The organism is Dialister sp. (genome assembly GCF_047832375.1).
In the GTDB taxonomy this organism is placed as follows: Bacteria; Bacillota; Negativicutes; order Veillonellales; family Dialisteraceae; genus Dialister.
In genome coordinates, this window is sequence record NZ_CP181256.1 from 1,709,709 (window position 1) to 1,731,006 (window position 21,298).

The 21,298-nt window shown below is 50.3% G+C and carries 16 protein-coding genes; 4 read left to right on the top strand and 12 right to left on the bottom strand.

All coding sequences use genetic code 11. The features are described from left to right. Positions 1 to 45: 45 nt before the first annotated feature. Positions 46 to 825, bottom strand: a complete 780-nt coding sequence (locus ACFWUL_RS06870) for a gamma-glutamyl-gamma-aminobutyrate hydrolase family protein (RefSeq protein ID WP_297022163.1) — start codon at positions 823 to 825, stop codon at positions 46 to 48. A 998-nt stretch (positions 826 to 1,823) separates the two neighbouring features. Beyond that, positions 1,824 to 2,918, bottom strand: a complete 1,095-nt coding sequence (locus ACFWUL_RS06875; RefSeq protein ID WP_416176807.1) for an MATE family efflux transporter — start codon at positions 2,916 to 2,918, stop codon at positions 1,824 to 1,826. Positions 2,919 to 3,041: 123 nt separating this feature from the next. On the opposite strand from ACFWUL_RS06875, the gene ACFWUL_RS06880 reads away from it, so the two are divergent. Beyond that, entirely contained in the window at positions 3,042 to 4,634 is a 1,593-nt protein-coding gene (locus ACFWUL_RS06880) for an IS1634 family transposase (RefSeq protein WP_416176808.1), read from the top strand. Here the strand turns inward: ACFWUL_RS06880 and ACFWUL_RS06885 are convergent. Continuing rightward, positions 4,631 to 4,969: an MATE family efflux transporter gene (locus ACFWUL_RS06885; protein WP_416176809.1), complete on the bottom strand. Its 339-nt coding sequence runs from the start codon at positions 4,967 to 4,969 to the stop codon at positions 4,631 to 4,633. The two genes, ACFWUL_RS06880 and ACFWUL_RS06885, sit on opposite strands and share 4 nt — an antisense overlap. 527 nt (positions 4,970 to 5,496) lie before the next feature. On the opposite strand from ACFWUL_RS06885, the gene ACFWUL_RS06890 reads away from it, so the two are divergent. Next, entirely contained in the window at positions 5,497 to 6,693 is a 1,197-nt protein-coding gene (locus tag ACFWUL_RS06890; protein WP_416176810.1) for an MFS transporter, read from the top strand. Between the two features lie 759 nt (positions 6,694 to 7,452). Here ACFWUL_RS06890 and ltrA read toward each other — a convergent pair. From ltrA to ACFWUL_RS06935, 9 genes are all read right to left on the bottom strand, one after another. Then, positions 7,453 to 8,715, bottom strand: coding sequence for a group II intron reverse transcriptase/maturase (ltrA, locus tag ACFWUL_RS06895; protein WP_416176787.1), 1,263 nt, complete (start codon positions 8,713 to 8,715; stop codon positions 7,453 to 7,455). 531 nt (positions 8,716 to 9,246) lie between these two features. Further along, positions 9,247 to 10,701: a D-glycero-beta-D-manno-heptose 1-phosphate adenylyltransferase gene (gene rfaE2 / locus ACFWUL_RS06900; RefSeq protein WP_297022158.1), complete on the bottom strand. Its 1,455-nt coding sequence runs from the start codon at positions 10,699 to 10,701 to the stop codon at positions 9,247 to 9,249. 1,222 nt (positions 10,702 to 11,923) lie between these two features. Continuing rightward, positions 11,924 to 12,514 carry an SGNH/GDSL hydrolase family protein gene (locus ACFWUL_RS06905; protein WP_297020578.1) on the bottom strand — a complete coding sequence of 197 codons (591 nt, stop codon included), beginning with the start codon at positions 12,512 to 12,514 and terminating at the stop codon, positions 11,924 to 11,926. Between the two features lie 389 nt (positions 12,515 to 12,903). After that, on the bottom strand, positions 12,904 to 13,491 hold the full coding sequence (gene pyrE / locus ACFWUL_RS06910; RefSeq protein WP_297020581.1) for an orotate phosphoribosyltransferase: 588 nt from the start codon (positions 13,489 to 13,491) through the stop codon (positions 12,904 to 12,906). Then, complete coding sequence (gene pyrF, locus ACFWUL_RS06915; RefSeq protein ID WP_416176811.1) at positions 13,488 to 14,228, bottom strand: orotidine-5'-phosphate decarboxylase; 741 nt, start codon at positions 14,226 to 14,228, stop codon at positions 13,488 to 13,490. Before pyrF ends, pyrE begins: the two co-directional genes overlap by 4 nt. A gap of 445 nt (positions 14,229 to 14,673) precedes the next feature. Then, positions 14,674 to 15,606: a hypothetical protein gene (locus tag ACFWUL_RS06920; protein WP_297020586.1), complete on the bottom strand. Its 933-nt coding sequence runs from the start codon at positions 15,604 to 15,606 to the stop codon at positions 14,674 to 14,676. 10 nt (positions 15,607 to 15,616) lie between these two features. Continuing rightward, entirely contained in the window at positions 15,617 to 16,564 is a 948-nt protein-coding gene (locus ACFWUL_RS06925; protein ID WP_297020589.1) for a phosphodiester glycosidase family protein, read from the bottom strand. Between the two features lie 59 nt (positions 16,565 to 16,623). Next, positions 16,624 to 17,517: a polysaccharide deacetylase family protein gene (locus ACFWUL_RS06930; RefSeq protein WP_416176812.1), complete on the bottom strand. Its 894-nt coding sequence runs from the start codon at positions 17,515 to 17,517 to the stop codon at positions 16,624 to 16,626. Positions 17,518 to 18,099: 582 nt separating this feature from the next. Next, positions 18,100 to 19,329, bottom strand: a complete 1,230-nt coding sequence (locus ACFWUL_RS06935) for an IS30 family transposase (protein ID WP_416176813.1) — start codon at positions 19,327 to 19,329, stop codon at positions 18,100 to 18,102. A gap of 253 nt (positions 19,330 to 19,582) precedes the next feature. On the opposite strand from ACFWUL_RS06935, the gene ACFWUL_RS06940 reads away from it, so the two are divergent. Further along, positions 19,583 to 20,707, top strand: a complete 1,125-nt coding sequence (locus ACFWUL_RS06940) for an N-acetylmuramoyl-L-alanine amidase family protein (protein WP_297020596.1) — start codon at positions 19,583 to 19,585, stop codon at positions 20,705 to 20,707. 11 nt (positions 20,708 to 20,718) lie between these two features. Further along, positions 20,719 to 21,267, top strand: a complete 549-nt coding sequence (locus ACFWUL_RS06945; RefSeq protein ID WP_297020598.1) for a GerMN domain-containing protein — start codon at positions 20,719 to 20,721, stop codon at positions 21,265 to 21,267. The last annotated feature ends 31 nt before the right edge of the window (positions 21,268 to 21,298 follow it).

The window sequence follows — 21,298 nt, forward strand, 5'->3', positions numbered from 1 at the left end:
TTTGGTCCAACGGAACTGAACAACTCGATCTAGGTCTCGATCTTTTCACCCCAGCTTCTTCGAGCCGAAAGTATAGTCCGGCGGGAGGAACGGGGACACCGGTGCATCCACTTTATCTGCTGCCGCTTCGGTGAAGGATTCAAAAATCGCCATATCCAGTCCATCGTAGATGTAGGAATATTCCGGGTGCCACTGTACGGCCCAGATGAACCGTTTTTCCGGCGCATAGGCTGCTTCCACCAGCCCATCCTCCGACATGGCCATGGGCACAAGGCTGTCGGACAGTTTCTTCACCGCCTGATGATGGAGAGAGTTCACGCCCAGCATGGGGACTCCCAGCCGTTCATAGAGCGGCGTCCCTTCCAGAATATGGTTGAAATGGGCAGTCCAGTCATAGGCAAAGCTCATGGTATGCTCCGGCGCATGAAGGAAAGGCCGCTCCTCATCAATATCCTGGTACAGGGTCCCTCCCAGGAGGGCATTCATCAGTTCCAACCCCCGGCAGATTCCAAGAGCCGGCACATCGTGGCTCCAGCAGTAGCTGAAAATCATGGTTTCCAGTGCATCCTTCGCTTCACACACCGGACCGCAGCAGGCCTTCTTCTTCTCCCCATAGAGGGAGGGGGATATATCCTGGCCTCCGGTAAACAGGAAACCATCGAAGTCATCCCGGATTTCAGAAAATTCCTCTTCCGTCATATGAAGCGGCAGGATCAAAGGAATACCTCCGGCCTCCCGAATGGAATCCATGTAACCCGGCAGCATCCAGATGCTCTTCTTCTCTTCATCCCATAATGGCGTGATACCAATTCTCGGCTTTCTCATAATAAGCACCTCCGAATTCCTGTTTACTTTGAGCAAGTCAACCCCAAAATGTGTATGAAAGCGAAAAAGCACTGTCCAAAAGACAGCGCCCTTACTGAAAAGCAAAAGGCACCGATCACTGATCGGCGCCTTTGCCCTTGTTAAATTCTTGTACTAAGTATAAGGGATTTCTCCAACCCTTGTCAAATCGTTACGTATTAAAAAGATTCTATAAGTACTTACAGAAAAAATATGGTGCTGCAGTGTGGCTTACCAGCGTGCATACGAATGGGGCCTTGAGCATTCAGCCTTGGGCCTTGAGCAAATCGACCGCTCCGCGGCGATTATGTGGCTGAGTGACATGCAAACGGACGGGGACTTCCATCTGCCAACTGATAGCTTCAAGAAATGCTGGAAGCCGAGGCCCCGTACGATTGCATGAAAGCACATACAAGCGCTGCAGGCTTACCGTTTTCCCTGACTGTCAGCAGCTAAAAGCCAAAAGCCTCACCTGTTCGCATGCCATTCAGTCATTCGTCCATCGGCCCGAAGAGCCTGATTTCCAAATCCAAGTATCAAACTCTATTGATACCACCACAATAAGCCCGAAAGAAGGGTCAAGCAAGGGCCATGCAGCACTCAAAGTATCTGCCATGCTCCAACCATTCAGTCAGGCTTATTTTTGACGACCTGTTCAGTTTTGGCTAGTGTCTATTTCCATCCAAAAGGAAGGAAATAGTGGAAAGTGCATCGAACGGGTTTTGATCCCGGAGCTCTTATGGATTCATCTTTGCAGGATGGCTTGCAGCTTCCGCCTTGTCCGGGTATTTTTTCGAGGCCTCTCCCCGGAAAGGCGTACACCCTCATCCGTATAGATTATACATGATAATATCTATTTTGAGAATAGTAATATTTATATTCTGATAAAGTATTTTTCTATAGGTTTGTATAAATTCCAAAATAAAATTATAACGGAAAATCTATGGAAAAGAAAAAATATTAAAATGGCCATCCCCTTCTTACCGAATATCCCGTTTCTTCATGGCCCAGACTGTCAGGAAGATGGCCAGGATGCCGGCGGCCAGTTCGCCTCCCGGGATAGAGAGCCACACAAGAAATAGTCCATTGGACTCCTTTGCTGCCAGCCATGCGAAGGGGAGGGGGATAAGGATGAGGCGGACGAAGGAAATGAGGAGGGAGCAGCCCCCTTCCTCCATGGCCTGGCAGGCGCCCTGGAGGATGATGGTGATTCCGGCGAAGGGAAAGCCCCATAAAATGATATGGAGAGCGGTGACTGTGAGATTCATGGACTCCTCGGTCAGTCCAAATCCATGGACCAGGATTCCGGCACCGGCGCCGATGACCGCCATTCCGGCTGCCATGATGGCCAAGGCTCCCATCAGGGCCCACCGGAGGGTTCCCTTCACCCGATCTCCCCGGCCGGCACCCCGATTGAAGGAAATGATCGGTATGGAAGCATTATTCAAGCCATAGGCCGGCATGAACACGAAATTCTGGAGTTTATAGTAAATCCCATAGGCCGTGACTGCAGAAACAGACAGGCCACCGAGGATGATATTCATGCCGTAACTCATGACCGGCGTCAGGAGCTGCATCACCATGGCCGGAATCCCTATGGCATACACCGGCGAAAGGACCTGGAGTCGGGGCTTCAAGCAGCGGAATCCGTGGTCCAGTTCCCTGATTTCATGGAAATAATAGTGGCCTGCAATGAAGAGGGAAAGGAACTGGCCTATCACCGTAGCCGCCGCGGCTCCTGCCACCCCCATGGCCGGCAGGCCGAAGCAGCCATAAATCAGGATGGGATCCAGCAGGCAGTTGGCCAGGGCCCCGGACAGCTGGGCCGTCATGGTGACCATGGTATGACCTGTGGCCATGATGATTTTTTCCAGAGCCATGTACATCACCGTGCCAAAGGAAAAAATGGTCACAATCTGCAGGTATAAAACGGCGAGACTCCCTATTTCTTCATTTCCTGTCTGGGAAGCGATAAATGCGGGAGCCCCAAAAAGACCGAAGAGAAAAAAGGCAAGGCTGTAAACCAGGGTCACAAAGATGGCATTTCCCGCCGTTTCCGAACCTGAAGTCCGCACATTTTATATCTATGCTGCGGCAGGACAAGCTTAATTGATTCGATAAATACTGCCTTTTCTATCTTCTATAGCACTTGACTGCCTTATGCTCTAGATATAAAATATGTCTAGAGGTGGACAGCTATGGACTATAAAACACAAGTCATTAATGGCACAACATATGCTTTCATAGATAAATCACACTGGAATTCAGAGAAAAAACGCGGTGAGCATAAACGCAAGTACATCGGCAAGGTAATTGAAGGCAAACTGGTCTTCAATAAGAAGTATCTCTTGGAAAAGCAACTGGAAACGCAGAAAACATCAAAGCCTGGGCCGGTTCCGGTTACTTCGTGCAAACGGTCTTTCTACGGCGCTGTTTATCTGCTTTCCTGCATTGCCGAGAAGATCGGGCTTCGTGATGACCTGAAAGCCTGCTTTGGTGATATTTACAAAGAACTTATGTCGCTTGCCTTCTATCTCGTACTGGAGGAGGGTCAGGCGATGTATCGATTCAAGAAATGGGGACACACCCATGTGCACCCATTTGGAGCGGATATTCCGTCCCAACGCATCAGCAGGCTCTTTGGGATGATTACGGAGGATGCGAAGATGGCCTATTTCAAAAGGCAGGCCAAGAGGCGCTGTGAAACGGAATATCTGGCTTTTGACACAACGTCTATTTCCTCATTTTCGGAGTTGCTGAAGCAAGTGAAATATGGCAAGAACAAAGAAGGAGATGACCTTCCCCAAATCAATCTGGCACTCCTCTTTGGCGAAGTTTCCATGCTGCCGGTGTATTACCGAAAACTGCCGGGCAATATTGCGGATGTAAAAACCATTGACAACCTGATCAAGGACGTGGATTTTCTCGACCTCGTAAAACTGCAGCTCTGCATGGACCGAGGGTTCTTTAGCCAGAAGAACATCAACGAGCTGATGAAGCACCACCATAAGTTTCTCATTGGAGCCAGAACCGGCTTGAAACTGGTAAAAACACACCTGGACGATATCCGTGACAGCTTTGTCACACGGTCAAACTACAATCCTGCATTGCAGCTGTATGTATGCACATTCACAGAACAGTGGGATTATGAAGAAGAGAAGCCGCGTCTTGGAACAATTAAAACGGGAAAGCGTCGGGTATACCTGCATATTTACTATAATGATCAGCACTGTACAGATGACCGTAACCGTTTTAACCATATGCTTGACCGGTATGAAGAAGAGCTGCAGACCGGAAAACGCAAACGGGAACATGAGGGTGCCTATGCCAAGTATTTCATTGTCCACGAAACACCGGCAAGAGGCATAGCCATCGCATATAATGACAAAGCTATCCGCGAAGCCGAAAAAGACTTTGGCTATTTTGCCCTCCTGACCAACTCCATTAAGGATCCGGTCGAGGCAATCCGTATTTACCGCATGCGGGATCTGATAGAAAAGTCCTTTGGAAACCTTAAAGAGCGTTTAGATATGCGGAGAATGTCCGTATCGTCAGAGGAAAATCTCGAAGGCAAGCTGTTTGTACAATTCCTTGCACTGGAGCTGATGTCTTACATCAAACGCCAAATGGAAATCCATGACCTCTACAGGAATTACACCATGCAGGAATTCTTGGATGAACTGGATACCATCGAGTATTACCAGCAACCCGGCAGGGCTCACCATCTGTCCGAAATTACAGAGAAACAGCGCAAGCTGTATGAGATGATGGGTGTGGATGTACCAACCTAGATATAAAATGACAGGACTTCAGGTTCCGAAGCCACCTCTCTCCTCTTCTGCCCCAGCTGCCGTGCCAGCACCGCATTGATGCCCACTCCCGTTCCCACGCCGATGGCAATCATCAGGATCTGGATGGGATAGGCCAGGGTCAGCGCATTCACCGCCTTTTCCCCGTAATCCACGATTTCCGGGGAATCTGGAATGTGGGAAACGAAGAAAGTATCCACCACGTTGTACAGGGCCTGGCCCACCATGGAAACCATCATGGGCGCCGCCATGTGGAACAGGAGTCGGTTCACCGGCATCCGGGCCATGGGACTTCCCCCGGGTTCTCTATGATTCATTTCTGTCTCCATTGATTTTTCCTCTGCAAGTAAAAATTTGGAAAGCCTATAATCATAGAAAATACCACAGTTCCAAGGCCCATGTAAGTATGCACTTTCCCTATACCTGCTATAGAAAAGGAAAGCAGGCAGCCGGACAGCTGGCAATCCGGCCCTCAGACGATGGAAGGTAGATGCGAACAGGCCCTGTGGGCGTGAGATCGAGACCGAGGTCGAGATTGAGGCGGACAGTGGCTTCGCCGCAAATGCCCCCGCCCGTTCGAACGTACACTCCTCCACCAATCACCCGACCCGAAGGGCCTGTTCCGCTCAAGGCTCAAGGCTGAAGGCTCAATGCCCACATCCATTCAAACGTACACTCATCCACAGGATGCGGCGAAGCCGCTGAAGGCCTAGACCTAGATCTAGATCTAGATTTCCAGGGCCTATGGCCCGATTCCCTCTCGGTCTCGACATTTCCATCCTATGGTATAATAGATACATTGAAATTTCGTAATCTGTAAATCAATTGATGTAAAGGACCATCTATGTCTATATTCCGTTTTTTCCCGGCCCTCCAGGTCCGAAATTACCGGATCTTCTGGGTTACCCAGTGGATTGCCCTTATCGGGTTCTGGCTCCAGCTCACTGCCCAGCAGTGGCTGGTGTATACCATGACGGACTCCGCCTTTCTCCTGGGGCTGCTCTCGGCCTGCCAGTTTGCGCCGAGTCTCTTTTTTACCCTCTTCACGGGGCTCTGGATCGACAGGCACAATAAGAGGAAAATCCTCATCGGCACCCAGATTACTTACCTGGTGCAGGCCTCCCTGCTGGGTCTTCTCCTCTATACGGGCCATGCGACCTACGGCTGGATCCTCTTCTTTGCTTTCTTCGTAGGCACCATCGATTCCTTCGACATGCCCGCCCGCATGGCCTTCATGCCGGAACTGGTGGGGAAAGAGGCTCTCCACAGCGCCATCAGTCTGAATTCCGCCAATTTCAACCTCACCCGCATGATTGGTCCCCTGCTGGCGGCTTTTCTGATCAGTTACCTTTCCTACAGCACCATCTTCTTCCTGAATGCCCTGTCCCTGATTCCCATTATCCTTGCCTACAGCACCATGGATGTAAACTCCACCATCGTCCCTGCAGAAAACCGGCATCCCCTGCAGGAAATCAAAGAGGGACTGCTGGAGGCCAAACGGAATCCTGTCATTTACAAGAATCTCCTGGCCGCCGGCATCGTAAGCGGTCTCATTCTCAATATGGGTACCTATGGCCCCCTCTTTGCGGACCGGGTACTCCACGCCGGGGTTGGCGGGTTCGGAGCTATCCTCTTTGCCGCCGGAGCGGGATCCATGGCCAGCGGCGTCCTTTCTGCCGCTTCAAAGAAACACCTGTCCCAGTCCTACATTTTCCATTCCGCCATCGCCTGCGGCCTCCTTCTCATGGCGGTGAGCTACATTTCCTTCCAGCCACTGGCTCTCCTGGTCTTTGGCATTTTGGGATTTACGGTCATTATTTTCATGGTAAACTGCAATACCGCCATCCAGCTGGCATCGCCGAAGGACTGCCTGGGCCGCATCATGGGACTCTACACCTTCGTCTTTTTAGGGAGCGCTCCCTTCGGCTCCCTCCTGGTAAGCACCATTATCGAGTACCTCGGCACCTCCGCCGGCCTCCTGGTCACGGGACTTCTGGAAATCCTGCTCATCGTGCTCTATACAAGGCCTGATCAGCAGTAGATGGGTGGCAAACCCACTCCGGTGCATGGAATTAAAGGTGGTAGGTCGAGCGATGCTTCGCTGGCCCCACCAGGTGGTGGGCGCTGACGCGCCGGGGACATAATGTGGATCCGCCTGCGGCACCCTTCGGAATCCCTCACCCCGGTGGGGAGCATTCCGGCCAGGCGTCAAAAGGAAAGCTCTTTTATGTGCAGTATAAGAGCAAACTTACGCCTGGCTCAGAAGTCTTATGCAGGACTTCTGCCTTTAGAAAAGGGAGCCTCGTGCAGTGTCATTTTCATGGCTTTGGGTTATAGTCATTAGGCTCCCAACAGCGGCGGAGCCGCTATTCGTTAGCCTCCTTCCTTGGGAAGGCGAGAGTCCTGCAGAGGACTCTCGAGCCGGGCTCATTTGCGAGCATTTACTGCACATTAAGCGAGCACCTTAGAGCCCGGCCGTCGGTGGCGCCGAAGGCGACGGAGGTTAGCAGTTGAAAGCGCCGCAGGCCAGTCCACCAACGGCCCCGGCGCGAAGCGCCTATCACCCGGTGAACGAGCGCAGCGATGTTCACCCACCACCCTTAGCCCCATTCACCCGTTTGGTGCAAAAACTTACATACAAAAAGCCGTCCCTGCATTCACCGCAGGAACGGCCTTCTTCATTTTATGAACAGCGGCAAAACCGCTGGGGACGTCGAGTAGACGGAATCAGATTTCTCTGTCCGCCCCTCACGGAACCGTACGTGCGGTTTTCCCGCATACGGCTCTTCAAATAGTCTTTTCAATTCCATATCTGCACCATGATTCTTGGAGGGGATACATGTTCCGCCCATATTTCGCGAAACTTTTCCCATCCTAAGCTCTTACGTTGGCTTCTCTTATTCAGATATTTATGTGTCATGTACTTGGTAAACCGTACAAAGCCGGATATTCCTTCATAGTTTCCATTAACACCGTAATAACTGTAGTGCCCTCTGAGCTTTGCATTGAGATGGTCCACCATTTCGTGTACTGGCATATGCATATTTGCTTTCAGCCATTCCTTGACATTCTTCTTCTTTGTTTTCAGTTTCTTCTTGCTAGAGCGCACGCCAAGTCGGTATGTTCCGGTCCGAGTCCGAGTGTCATAGAACGTGAAGCCAAGAAAGTCAAATTCCTTGCCTCCCTCGCTATTTCTCCCAATGGGCAGTATCCGTGTCTTGTCTTTAGCAAGCTCAAGGCTATATCTGTCCAGTCTCTTTCCCAACACATCATAGACCTTTCGTGCATCCTCTTCGTATTCGAAGAGAACGAGAAAATCATCTGCATATCTGACATAGTACATTTCACCTTTCATACGAGGCTTTACAGTCTCCATCATCCAGGTATCCAGCACGTAGTGCAGATATACGTTGGCCAGTATGGGCGATATAAGCCCGCCCTGCGGCGTTCCTTTATCGCTCTCATAATATTTGCCTTCTTCCATAATCCCGCTTTTAAGAAATCTGACGGTGTACCGCAGAAAATTCTTGTCGGCTATGTCTCGGCTCAGGAATTCCATGAGCTGCTTTTGGTCCACGTTGTCAAAGAATCCTTTGATGTCTGCTTCCAATACCCAGTTCACGTTTCCTCGCATAATGGCCCGGTCAATCACACGGATTACGTCATGAGCACTCCGTTTCGGTCTGAATCCAAAGGAACAGTCCAGAAATCTTGGCTCGTAAACGGCTTCCAGTAAGTAAGCCATGACATACTGTACCAGCCTGTCTTCATAAGCCGGTATTCCCAATGGACGGCGTTTGCCATTTCCTTTTGGTATATATACCCTCTTTACTGGTTTGGGCCTGTACTGGAATTTCTTCATGGATTCCACCAGTTTACTGATGTTTTCCGTGACATTCCTGTCATAATCTTCCCTACTGACTCCATCAACTCCTGTAGCCTTGCCTTTTCTCTGTTTGAGATGGGCCGCATACAGTGTTTCTGCATTGACTCGATGCATCAGCCCTTCCACTCTTTCGTGGCCTGCTGATAGGAATCTAATCTCTTGTACATGTTTTGGCATTCTTTTGCAACCTCTTGTGTCTGAATGTTCTGCACAATAAGCACAACTATTTGCTGTTCCCTTCGCTCCATCCGCTTTCACAGACTTCCTTACTACTATGGAACAGTCCGACTCCTGCCGAAGTATTTGGGTCTCTCCTCTTCGTAGGATTCAATTCCCATACCTTGCGGACCTCGGCAGGTCTCCCAGGTACATACATAGTATCTTGCACACTCGCCATGCCCTTGGACCCCGGTGGCACCTGCATGTTTCTCGCTTAACGAACCATGCATTACAGTCTGCGTCCATCGAGAGAGAATCGACTGCCACTCATCATCGTTACGGGGCTGAATAAGCTTCACACTCACGGAGTCACCGCTTTGCATTACGGCTCTTGTGCTCCCCTGTCTACGCTTAGACTGCAACCTCACGATTGCAATCCCAAGACTAGGTACCAGCTGCCTGCTAAGCTTTGCTGGGTCATGGACTTGCACCACGGCTATACTATGTACGCCGAACTGGCGCACCTCGATCTCGATCTTTCTTCCGATCTCACTTTTCTCGTATCTTCCGAATCACATTGGTGGTCGAATAGCCATCCACGAAGGGAAGGATTTCCACCTTTCCCGCGTACTGCCGGCCGGCCACTTCGGACACTTTGTAGTCTCCGCCTTTCACAAGGATGTCCGGCTTCAGGTGGGACAGGAGCTCTTCCGGCGTGTCCTCATCGAAGATTACCACTTCGTCCACAGACCGGAGAGCGGCCAGCATGAAGCTCCGATCCCCTTCGTTATTCACAGGCCGTGAAGGCCCTTTTAAAGCCTTCACGGAGCGGTCGGAATTGAGTCCCACAATCAGGTGGTCCCCCAGGGACGCTGCCTGCTGGAGGTACGTAATGTGGCCCCGATGGAGTATATCAAAGCAGCCGTTGGTGAAGACCACCACTTCTCCCCGACCCTTCCACTCTGCCACCTTCTTTTCCGCTTCTTCCCAGGTGAGGGGCCGATAGGAAAGCCGCAGACCCTCCCCGGATACCCAGGCCTTCAGCAGTTCTTCCCGCTTGACCTGGTAGGTTCCTACCTTGGAAACGGCAATGCCCGCCGCCTTATTGGCAAGTTCCAGCAATGTTTCCATGTCCATATGGGCTGCCGTGGCAGCGGCGGTGACGGCCATCACCGTATCTCCGGCGCCGGATACATCGAACACATCCTGGGCCACCGATGCCCGGTGGACAGCACTGTTTTCACTGACTGCGGTGATTCCCTTTTCCGAACGGGTCACAAAAAGATGGGTGAGGTGGAACTTTTCCCTCACCGCCTTTCCGGCTTCTACGATGGCCTCTTCTTCATTAGGGATTTCTTTACCCACGCAGTCCGACAGCTCTTTCAGGTTCGGAGTAATGCCATAGGCTCCATCGTACTTTGTCCAGTCACTGCCCTTTGGATCCACCAGCACCGGTACACGGCGGGACTTTGCCAGGCCAATGACGGACTGGGCCAATTCTTCCGTAATCATGCCTTTGCCATAATCCGAAAGGACGATGGCCCCCAGCCCCCTTTTCAGGAGCCCCGAGAGCCAGTCCATAATGAACTTTACCTGCTCCGTAGAGGGCTGTTTCTTTTCCTCATAGTCCAGGCGCATCATCTGCTGCCGCGCACCGAGGATACGGATTTTCGCTGTGGTATGGTAATGGTCCGCCGTAATGAGGCCGGACATGTCGATCCCAGCCTGCTGCAAAAGAGACGAAAGAACGGCGCCGTCACTGTCATTGCCCCTCATTCCTGCCGCATAGACCTCACATCCCAGGGCCGCCAGATTTGCCGCCGTATTGGCAGCGCCTCCCAGCACATCCCGCTGGGATTGGACCAGGTTCACCGGCACCGGAGCCTCCGGAGAAATCCGGTTCACCTTGCCCGTAATGTACCGGTCCGTCATCATATCCCCGATAACCGCGGCCTTGATATGAGTAATTTCATCTTTCAAAAATCGTTCGCCATCGAGCTGCATAGAATCTCCTGTTATAAAAAATGAATTCGAGTCATATTGATTATTATACCATAGGAATGATGGTGGGTGCTCAAACAGGTGAATGGGGCTAAGGGTTGTGGGTGAACTGCGCTTCGCTTGTTCACCGGGTTGTGGCTGCATGCCAAGGCCTTCGCCTTGGCGCAGCGGGGGCATAAGGTTGATTTGCCGCCAAAGGCGGCTTTTCTCCCTTACGCCCCCGGTGCGCAGCACCTACAACCCGGTTGGCGAGCGGAGCGATGCCAACCCACCACCCTTATGAACCATTCACCTGTCTGGGCCTATAACTTCACAAATTCTGCCTCTTCGAGGCAGATCCATCCTGCGGCTTTGCCGCGGACCGTTTGGCCTGATAGGAAGGCGCCTTTATGTGCAGGCTAAGCGCCTTTTATATTTCAGGCCAAACTTGGAGGTCCTCTGCAGGACCTCCATCTCTAAGGGGCTGCATGACCAGGGATTATCTCACATTGGTCCAATGCTCTTTACGATGATGCTGGTGCTCTGTCAGCTGTAAGCTGACAGCAGTAAGCAGATAATTAATAATCCGCGGCCCTATATATTTTGTGCGCCGTACCTCCCCCTTGGCCGCAGGCCATTACCCCTGAGCCACTTCGCCGAAGGCGTTACCCCTTAGCTACTTCAGTCTAAAGCCAACCAGTAGTTTGTGATATCCGCTCTCTCGCAGATTCTGCCTCTTCGAGGCAGATCCATCCTGCGGCTTTGCCGCGCCCCTTCTCTAAGGGGCTGCATGGTCAGGGATTATCTCACACTGGACCAATGCCTTTTACGATGATGCTGGTGCTCTGTCAGCTGTAAGCTGATAGCGGTAAGCAGATAATTAATAATCCGCGGCCCTATATATTTTGTGCGCCGTATCTCCCCCCTGGCCGAAGGCCATTACCCTTGAGACACCTTGCCGAAGGCGTTACCCCTTAGCTACTTCAGTCTAAAGCCAACCAGTAGTTTGTGATATTCGCTCTCTCGCAGATTCTGCCTCTTCGAGGCAGATCCATCCTGCGGCTTTGCCGCGCCCCTTCTCCAAGGGGCTGCATGGTCAGGGATTATCTCACATTGGACCAATGCCCTTTACGATGATGCTGGTGCTCTGTCAGCTGTAAGCTGATAGCGGTAAGCAAGAAACTAAATAATCCGCGGCGCCATATATTTTGTGCGCCGCACCACCACTCCTAACTCCTCACTATCATCATTTCTTCCACACCTTCATAGCCATCTGTGCCATTTTATCGTATCCCTTGCTGTTGGGATGGACGCCATCGGTGAACCAGCGGTCGTCAGCTGGTAAGCCCCGGCAAAAATCGATAGAAGGGATGCCCTCCTTTTCCGCCAGATTTCTCAAAAACGACGCGTATTCCTGAAGGTCCTGCAGGTTTCTTTCATACACGTAGGATGCCTGCCATCCCGTTTCTATGCTGTTCTTCGTGGTTAAAGGAGGAATCCCCACCGTAAGGGGTACTTGTGAAGAAAGGCTCCGGATGCCGCGGGCTACGTCCCTTTCCAGCACGCTGAGCCGAAGGCCGTTCAGGATATCATTGGTTCCGGCCATGAAGAAGAACCCCTCCCCCTCCTCGGGATGGAAGGACGATGCAAAGAGGCTGTCAAGGATATCCACCGCCAGAGCCCCACATACCCCATGGTTGGTAAAAGAAATGGATTTCATCCGCTTATCAAGAAGTTCTACCCATCCCTCGCCCTGCCTTACTCCGTAACCTTCGGTAAGGCTGTCACCAAAGCAGTGAATGGCGGAAATCTGATTCTGGTCCCATGCTTTTCCCATACATATCACCTCAGTTTTATTGTAGCATGGACCGGCTAAAAAGAGGCTGGCTATCATGATGAATGGGGAATTCTCGCTGTCATCTTCCTGGATTCCTGTAAAGCTGACCGACCTGCTGCGCTTTATCGCTTTATAAGGATAAGAATAACAGTCTCTTCAAGCGTAGGCTGTAATACTTTCCTGGAAGCCCAAAACAAGGAAATACTGATTAATTTGCAGAGTCCGATTTAATCAGTACTTCCCTGACCAGCTGCTATAGTTATGTATTTTTGAATATTCAAGTTGAATCGTCCTGCGATCCATATATAACAAGCATGAACCTGGAATATCTGACGCACCAAAAAGCCGTGAAAAATGACAACTCATTTCTCACGGCTTTTCTCATACCCTTATTTCAGATGGTGGCTTCCCCGTTCTGTAATCGGAACGCCTGCTTTACAAAGTGGGCATTCTTCCGGCTTGTAAGTCGGAACAGTGAGGTGGAGCAGCGGATATACTTTTTCCGGTGGTACGCCGAAATCTGCTTTGCCGCCGGAACGATCAACGAGAAGACCGATACCTACGATATCGCCCTTTGCCTTATTGACTACATCTACCACTTCTTTGATGGAGCCGCCGGTGGTGACGATATCTTCCACAATCAGCACCTTTTCACCGGGAGCAATTTTAAAGCCCCGACGAAGGGTCATTTTTCCATTTTCCCGTTCTGTAAAAATAGAGCGAACACCGAGGAGACGGGCAGTCACCTGGGAAAGGATAATGCCGCCGGTTGCCGGTCCGATAACCGTTTCAATGCCCTTATCCTTGAAATGGTTGGCAAATTCCTGGCACAGTTTTTCCGTATATTCCGGATGCTGGAGAACATTGAATTTTTCTACATACAGGGGGCTGTGAAGTCCGCTGGTGAGAAGGAAATGGCCTTCCAGAATTGCCTTGGTTTCTTTCAGTAAAGATTCAACTTCTTTTTCGTTCATCATGCATTCTCCTTAATTTCCTTTAAAATAAGCCGTGCTGCTGCACAGGGATCAATGGCCTGGGTAATAGGCCGACCGATAACGAGCATGGAAGCGCCATCTTTAAATGCTTCCGATGGTATAGCAATACGCTTCTGGTCATCGGTCTGGGCAAAGGCAGGGCGGATACCGGGTGTCACAATCAGAAAATCATCTCCCGCCATCTTACGAATGGATGAAGCTTCCCGTGGGGAAGCTACTACCCCATCCACACCGGATTCTTTGGCCAGTTCCGCCAATTCCAGCACATGGTCCTGGATAGGAAGATGGCCGCCTACTTCCTGCCATCCCTGGTCATCGAAACTGGTGAGCACAGTGACTGCCAGGATCTTAGGCCGTTCTACGCCCAGTTCTTCCGCCGTAATCCTTGCATACCTGGCTGCTGCCTGCATCATGGCCCTGCCACCGCCGGCATGGACAGTAATGAGATTGACGCCGAGCCTGGTCACTGAAGCCACGCTGTGTCCCACAGTATTGGGAATGTCATGGAGCTTCAGGTCAAGAAAAACCTTTTTCCCATGTTCCTTCAGATAATGGATGGTTTCGCTGCCGGCACTGTAATACAGTTCCATTCCTACCTTGTAATAGGAAATCAGGTCCCCCAATTCATCCACCAGGGCCTTCATTTTTTCAAAAGAATCCACATCCAGTGCCACAATCAGACGATCATCAGCTGTGTAGACTTCCTCTTTGTCTTCCATTCACGCTCTCCCTTCATGAATACATACTTCTCGAATATTATACCATTTCAGGCCGCCTGTGGCGAGATTTGAATGGCTGACTTGTGAATGTATCACCCAATTCGGTGGATGGGGCTAAAGGTGGTGGGTGAACGTCGCTTCGCTCGTTCACCGGGTGGTGGCTTCAACATCGCTTCGCTCGTTGAAGCGGGGTCATGAGGTGGATCTGCGGCTTCGCCGCTGTTCATAATCAGCCGACACAGGCGGCGTTACATAAGGTTTCCCTTCCTTTTAAGCGCAGCGTCCCAACCCAGTTGACGAGCGCAGCGATGTCAACCTGCCACCCGGTCGGGCAAGCGCAGCGATGCCCGACCCACAACCCTTATGAACCCTTCGCACGTTTGGGCCCGTATCATCTCCGGAACGCACAAAAGGCCGCGAAGAATCATTCTTCACGGCCCTTTCTTTACTTTCCTGCCTGGGTGGCAGCTTCTTTGATCATATGAAGGGTAACGGAATTGAAATCCACCGGCGTATCCAGTGCTTTCACTTCCTTGAAGCCTACCCCCAGTTTTCCGGTATAGTAGGCAGTGACTTCGCCCTTTGTATTAATCTTAACAGCATAAATGGTCTTGTCGTCTCCAAGACCCACGAGGCGGAACGCGCCGGGTGGGGAAATGACGCGCCAGGAGCTGTCATCTCCATTAAAGGTGTAGAGAATGCCCTTCTGGCTGTCATCATAGAAGAGACGGTCCTTATCATAGTACACCGCAATCTTACCAATATGGGAGGTCTGCACGTAAATACGGCGGGTATCATAGTTCGCATCGGTACGATAGATACGGTAGAGCCCCTTGCCCACTTCCATCTTCATATACACCGCATTGGTAGCGGTGGAATAGGCCACATCCACGATTTTTGCATTTCTCGGGAGGTCCCGGATAGGCGCATCGGACTCGTGGGTGGTGCCATCCGGATTGTACCGGGCCAGGGTCACATCCCACCGTCCACCGCTCCAGTGGATCGGATAAAGGGCCATGAGTGCCAAGTTCCGGTCAGGCATCCATTCGAAGAAGGATACGCCCTGGTTCTTCAGGTCTACCTTTTGGGGGTTATTCAGGTCATCGGCCTTGTAAATAGTAACGCTGTCCTGGGTCACATCAGCCATGTATTTGAAATCATGGGAATAATAGGCTTTTCCTTTGACACTGACCTTAGCATACAGTTTCTTGCCCTCTTTTTCTGCCGCTTCTGCCACCTTGTCCTTGACGTCGGACATATCATAGTCCCCACTGGACAAAGGGGCAAAGAGGACACGGTCCATGTAAAGATAGGCTCCTGCCTGGACACCGATGCCCAAGATAAAGCAGAATGCCAGCTGGCATAACTTCTTATTCAACCTGTCCTCCTTATTTCACGATAAAAGCAGTAGGTATCATACGCTCGCCCAGAAGGTCTGCCGGTTTGTTTACGACTTTACCGTTATAGTACAGGGTCGTGGAAGAACCGCCATCCAGGTTGGCCGCAATGTAAGCACCGTTTTCATAAAGAATATTTTGGGAATCCACCAGGGTGGCGCCGATACTGTATCCCGGCTGCCGGCCATCGATAACGAGGAAGAGAATGGTACCATCTTTCTTCTGTCCAATGGCGGAACGGGGCGAAATTCCCCATCCACCGTCACCGCTTTTGATGACCTTTTCCCCGTTGATAATGAGAGGCGGTCCAAAGGTCAGACCTTCCACAGCGCCAAGGTCCCGGAGCTGTTTCTTATTATAATGGCCGGCTATGAGGTTTCCGCTCTTCGTCATACCTACGAAGTCTACCTTTTCATTATCGTCCACCTGCTGTCCCAGGAGGTATTTCCCGCCATGAAGAATAAATCCATAAGGCAGGCGGCCGGTCCCGGTGCCATTGGGGTCATAGAAACCACCGCCATTAATGGCTGCCACGGCATTGTTCTTTTTCGCAATGTTACTTGTGGTATCCCCTTTTTCATTAATGTCTTCCGCCGTGGCCACCTGCACCCGGGTAGGATTCGGGATTTCCAGGAGATATCCCACGAACCGGGATGTTTCGATTTTCTTCAGGGTCAGGGAAGAATCTGTCCGAGGCTTGAAGGAAAACATCTTCTGGGTGTCCGTTGTCGTTACAACGCCGAGAATCTTATTCAGCTCATCCTGGGAGTAGAGCCAGGTAATGTACTGGGGATGGCGGGACCGCATAATGGCGCCCACCACCGCTCTCTTCAGGTTGCCGAACGGCCCGAACAGAACCACAATGGGTGACGTAATGATGAAGAATATGAGCGTCATCAGTATGAACTTAAATATAAAGCTGTGAAATATGCGTTTCATTCGTGCTCCTAATAAAAACCGAAGTTCCCGGCATCTGTCCGGTCAGGACGGATGCCCTGTCAGACCGGCGTATAATTATCTTTGTTCAGCCTTTCAGAGAACCGGGCCAGGGAAATATCATTTCCGATATATACCCGTTTCAGCTCGTATGGGTAACTGCCTACATGAACCCTGCCGACATCGGTGGTAACAGCCATTTTAATGCCTGCTTTCTTGGCAATGGCCACCACTTCATCATCGTAGTCACCATAGGGGTATGCCAGCCAGGGGTTATCGATACCCAGATGGTACTTCAGGGCCTGGTTGGCTTCCACAATTTCCTTCTCCTTCTCCTTGGCCGTGGCCAGGTTATGGAGTTTCGGGTGGGACAGGGTATGGTTGGCAATGGTCACGGTGTGGCTGTCAGCCATTTCCTTCAGCTGGTCCCAGGTCATCCGGTTATAGGGCTTGCCCACATCATCGGTAATGAGGAACAGGGTCCAGGGGTATCCGTATTCCTTCATCAGGGGATACACAATGGTGTAGCTGTCCAGATAGCCATCATCAAAGGTGATACACACCGGCTTCTCCGGAAGCGGGGCACCCTTGGTCACATAATCATAGAGTTCCTGCATGGTAATGGGATGGTATCCGTGGTCCCGAAGATAATTCATCTGGATGCGAAGGTTAGCCTCCGTCATAATGGCTGCATTACCCTGTTCATTACCAATCATGTGGTACATAAGGACAGATACACCCTCCGGCACACTGTAAGGCACGCCGGGATCCCGGTGCACTACAGCCACTCCTGGTTTCAGCGCCGTCTGGGATGCAGCAGGCTGGGAAGAGGCTGCGGAAGAACCGCCTGAAGCTCCGCCATTACTGCAGCCTGCCACTCCCAGGATGGAAAGGGACACCAGGGAAACAGCAGCCAGAACAGCCGCTTTTCTCCAATATTTTGACAACGATTTCACTTAAAAAAACTCCTTCTTGCAAAAGTCCATAATTCCTCATTTTGACAATATGTAATTATTTTACTACTATTTTCTCTCTTTTGCTACTATTTGCAAAAAATAGAGGTCCCACTGCATCAATGTATTGGTACAGATTGAGGCAGCCTGCCGACAGGCAGGCTGTTCATAGGCCACAGGATTTTTCGAATCGTAAATTCTCAAAGTAACTTCCAGTCGCCTGAAACTGGCGATAAGTTCGAGAAATTTGCTGGAAGTTAGTTTGAGAAATTGTAAAAATCGCCTTAATTTTCGTTGTTAATTGTGAATTTTAGAGCAATAAGACTGTTTCAGCGCATGCTAAAAGAAACTTTGAATTGTTATTTTTCAAAGTAAATTCCGGTTGACATGAAGTTGCTTTGAGAAATACTCCTGGCTCTAAAACAAGAAGATGCTGTTGAATTTGTTGCTGGTAAAAGTAAGCAGTTGACAATATCCATTCCGGGGCTGCTGATTTTCGCCTGTTCTCCAATGCTTGTCAAGACGAAAGACATGTCTTGACAAACATTGGAGAACAGGCGGTCAGCTGGCCAGTCCGGAAATGGATTAGAATGCTACAACTCCAAGTATCTGGAGCAGCTTTGTCGTCTGCACAACGTTTTCAGCAGGGACTTTGCAGATTCCTAAAATGTGGGCAGCCTCCGTACCATAGATGTGGGTAAACATTTCGTAGGCGGTTTTGCCATTAAAGACTGACCTTTTGGTTGAATTTATGTGGGAAAAGATTATATCTACTTTTTCCTGCGTCAGGTTGTCGAAGTTGGCTCCTTTCGGCAGGATGTCACGGAGGAGTGTGTGATTCTTCTCCACGCGAGGCTTTTGGCTGGAGCGCATAGGATCGCAATAAAAGAGGCGTGTTTCCCTCGTTCCGGCCGCATTCATCTCGATGCCATCTATATTGGCGAATTCTCCCCCGTTATTTGTAAGGATAAGAGAGAAACAACTGGCAAAGGGAATGCCGGCATCGGTGAATTTCTGACGGAGGGTTTGAAACTGCTCCGTTACAGCCTGGGCCGTCTTGTTGGGCAGCAGCCGGCCAAACATGAAATTGCTGTTGGTAAAGAGCATTGTAAGCAATACCTTGCCGCCGACACGTCCAATTACAGTGTCCATCTCAACCCAGTGCGTAATATGATTTGCAGCGATATGCTGCTGGAAATCTTCATATGCGCGGCCTTTCTTTGCTCCATACGGCACATATTCAAGCTGACGGGGCTTGCGGGATCTGAATTTGACCATACGGGGAAGTTCGATCGGGCTGAAGGAGCAGTATCCTTTCTTGATATAGCGGTAAACAGTAGCCTGCGACGCCTGAATTTCCTCGGTCTGCATAATGTGGTAAATATGCTGCCCTTTCTTTATCCCTTCCCGGAGCTTCCTGTCAGTATCCCAGAAACTGGCTTTATTAAGTGCAATACCGGTTCTGGATTCTGACCTGAGGGCCTCATAATCTTTTTGGGCAGATTTGGCTCTATAGACCAGACGTTTAAGATGACAGTATGGCTTTTGCTTACAGCCATTGCAGACATAAGGCGAATGGGCGAGTTTGGGACATTCGTCGTTTAAGACACGGCCACTGTCATCGCGGCGAGTCCAGTTGTTTGCAGCCAATTCCCGATGTTTACGTACTTCCTTAGATATTGTGCTGGCATCCTTTCCAATAGTACGTGCAATTTCAGAGAAAGTAGATTGGGATTTGAGCATCGCTTCGATGGTGAGTCGGTCATCAAAGGTGAGATGTTTGTTCTTCCTTGTAGAATTGACAATGTTGCTCATAGTTAACCTCATATTCCACGAGTATTTCTCAAGTTAAATTCTACCAAATGTCAGTTCTCAAAGTAAATTCCAGAATGACCTTCAGAGCTGGAACTTACTTTGCGAAATTGCTGGATTTTTCGAATTCTCAGCGTACATTTATAATTATCACTCCCATCCTCTCCCTACCCATTCTTTCGTGATATAATAATAGATACCCGATTTTGCATTGGAATACTCATATATAATGTAAGAAATGAAGAAAGGACGCTCTATGAAAACTCTTTTTAAATGGCTTATGGCACTAATCCTGCTTTTATTCCTTCCTTTGACCATGCCCGCCATGGCAAAGAATGCGTCAGTCACATCTCTTCGCTGGACTACACGAAACGATGGCAATCCTCCCTTTGTACGCATCGCCATGGATCTCACAAAGGCGGTGCATGCAGAAGCAGCTATCGATGATGCCGGCAAGAATTTTGAAGTCATCATGAGAAATACGTCCATGGGAAACGTGGCGTCCCAGTATGATATGGATTCCCGGGCTATTGATTTTGCTACCCTTTCTGAAAAAGATGGGGATACCTATCTGGACGTAGCTCTGTCTAAATCCCAGAAAATAGATGACATCCGTGTCTTTGCCCTTCGTCCCGACGCAAAAATGAAAAAGCCTCATCGTTTAGTCGTAGATATCCCGGTTCCCGGTGCAGTGCAGACCTACAAAAAGAAATCTTCCACCACCCCTGCTTCTTCCAAATCCGATGCCACTCCAGCTATCAAAAGCTACAGCGTATCGGATCAGGCTAAAAATGTATTAAAAGGAAAAATCATCTGCATCGATCCTGGCCATGGCGGTACTGACGTAGGCGCTATTGGCCATGTGGGAGATAAGACGGTTTATGAAAAGGACATTACCCTGTCCATTGCCCTTCCCCTCCGGGATATGCTCACTTCTGCCGGTGCAGAAGTCGTCATGACCCGATCCACTGATAAAGACGTGTATGGACCCTGGGCCGATGCGGATCCGGAGCTCCAGGCCCGCTGCGATGTAGCGAACGAAGCCCATGCGGATGCCTTTGTTTCCATCCATATAGATTCTTTCTCCAATTCCACCGTCGACGGTACCACCGCCTATTACTACCCCAAGAGCTCCAAAGACCTGCTCCTGGCCCAGATGCTGCACCAGTCCACAATGAATACCCTCTCCATTCCTGATCGGGGCGTACGGTCCAATGATTTCTACGTAAACAAGTACACCACCATGCCTTCAGTACTCATGGAAATGGGATTTATTACCAATACCCACCGTGCGAAAATGCTCACATCCTCCTGGGCTCCCAGAAGTATCGCCCAGAGCCTCTTCAATGGACTGGTTAATTATTTCGCCGCCATTCAGTAAGGAGAACCGCCATGGATAAAAAACTCTTCTTTTTAGCCGTTTCTCTCTCCGCCCTCATTGCCCTGTCCGGATGTGCACCGGATACAGGGAAACAGTCTGCCCAAAGCATTTCACCTAAGGCCGCCTCTTCCCAGTCCGTGAAAACACCGGCAGAAGCATCGTCTACTCTAACCTACTACCGGATCAGTGATGACGGCCTCAGAATTATCCCCACCGCCATCAAAGTCAAAGCCAGTGACCACACCGCCAGAAACAGTCTGGAAGAAATGATACGGACTGACAGGAAATCCAAATATCCCCTCCTCCCGGCTGGGCTTTCCCTGAAAACCATTTCCATAAAGGACGGCAGGGCTTACGTAAACTTCAGTAAAGAGCTGAACAGCCTCAAAGGAGAAACGGCGGAGTCCCTTTTCATTGCCATGACTGTAGATACACTCACAGAATTCCCGAATATCAGGGAAGTAGAAATCAAAGCGGACGGCAAGGCACCGAAATTCCAGATGGACATGACAAAGACCTTCAAGAGGGATGAAAGTTATATACAGATGGAAAAGAAATAAAAAAGAGCCCTCAAGGGCTCTTTTTTATTTG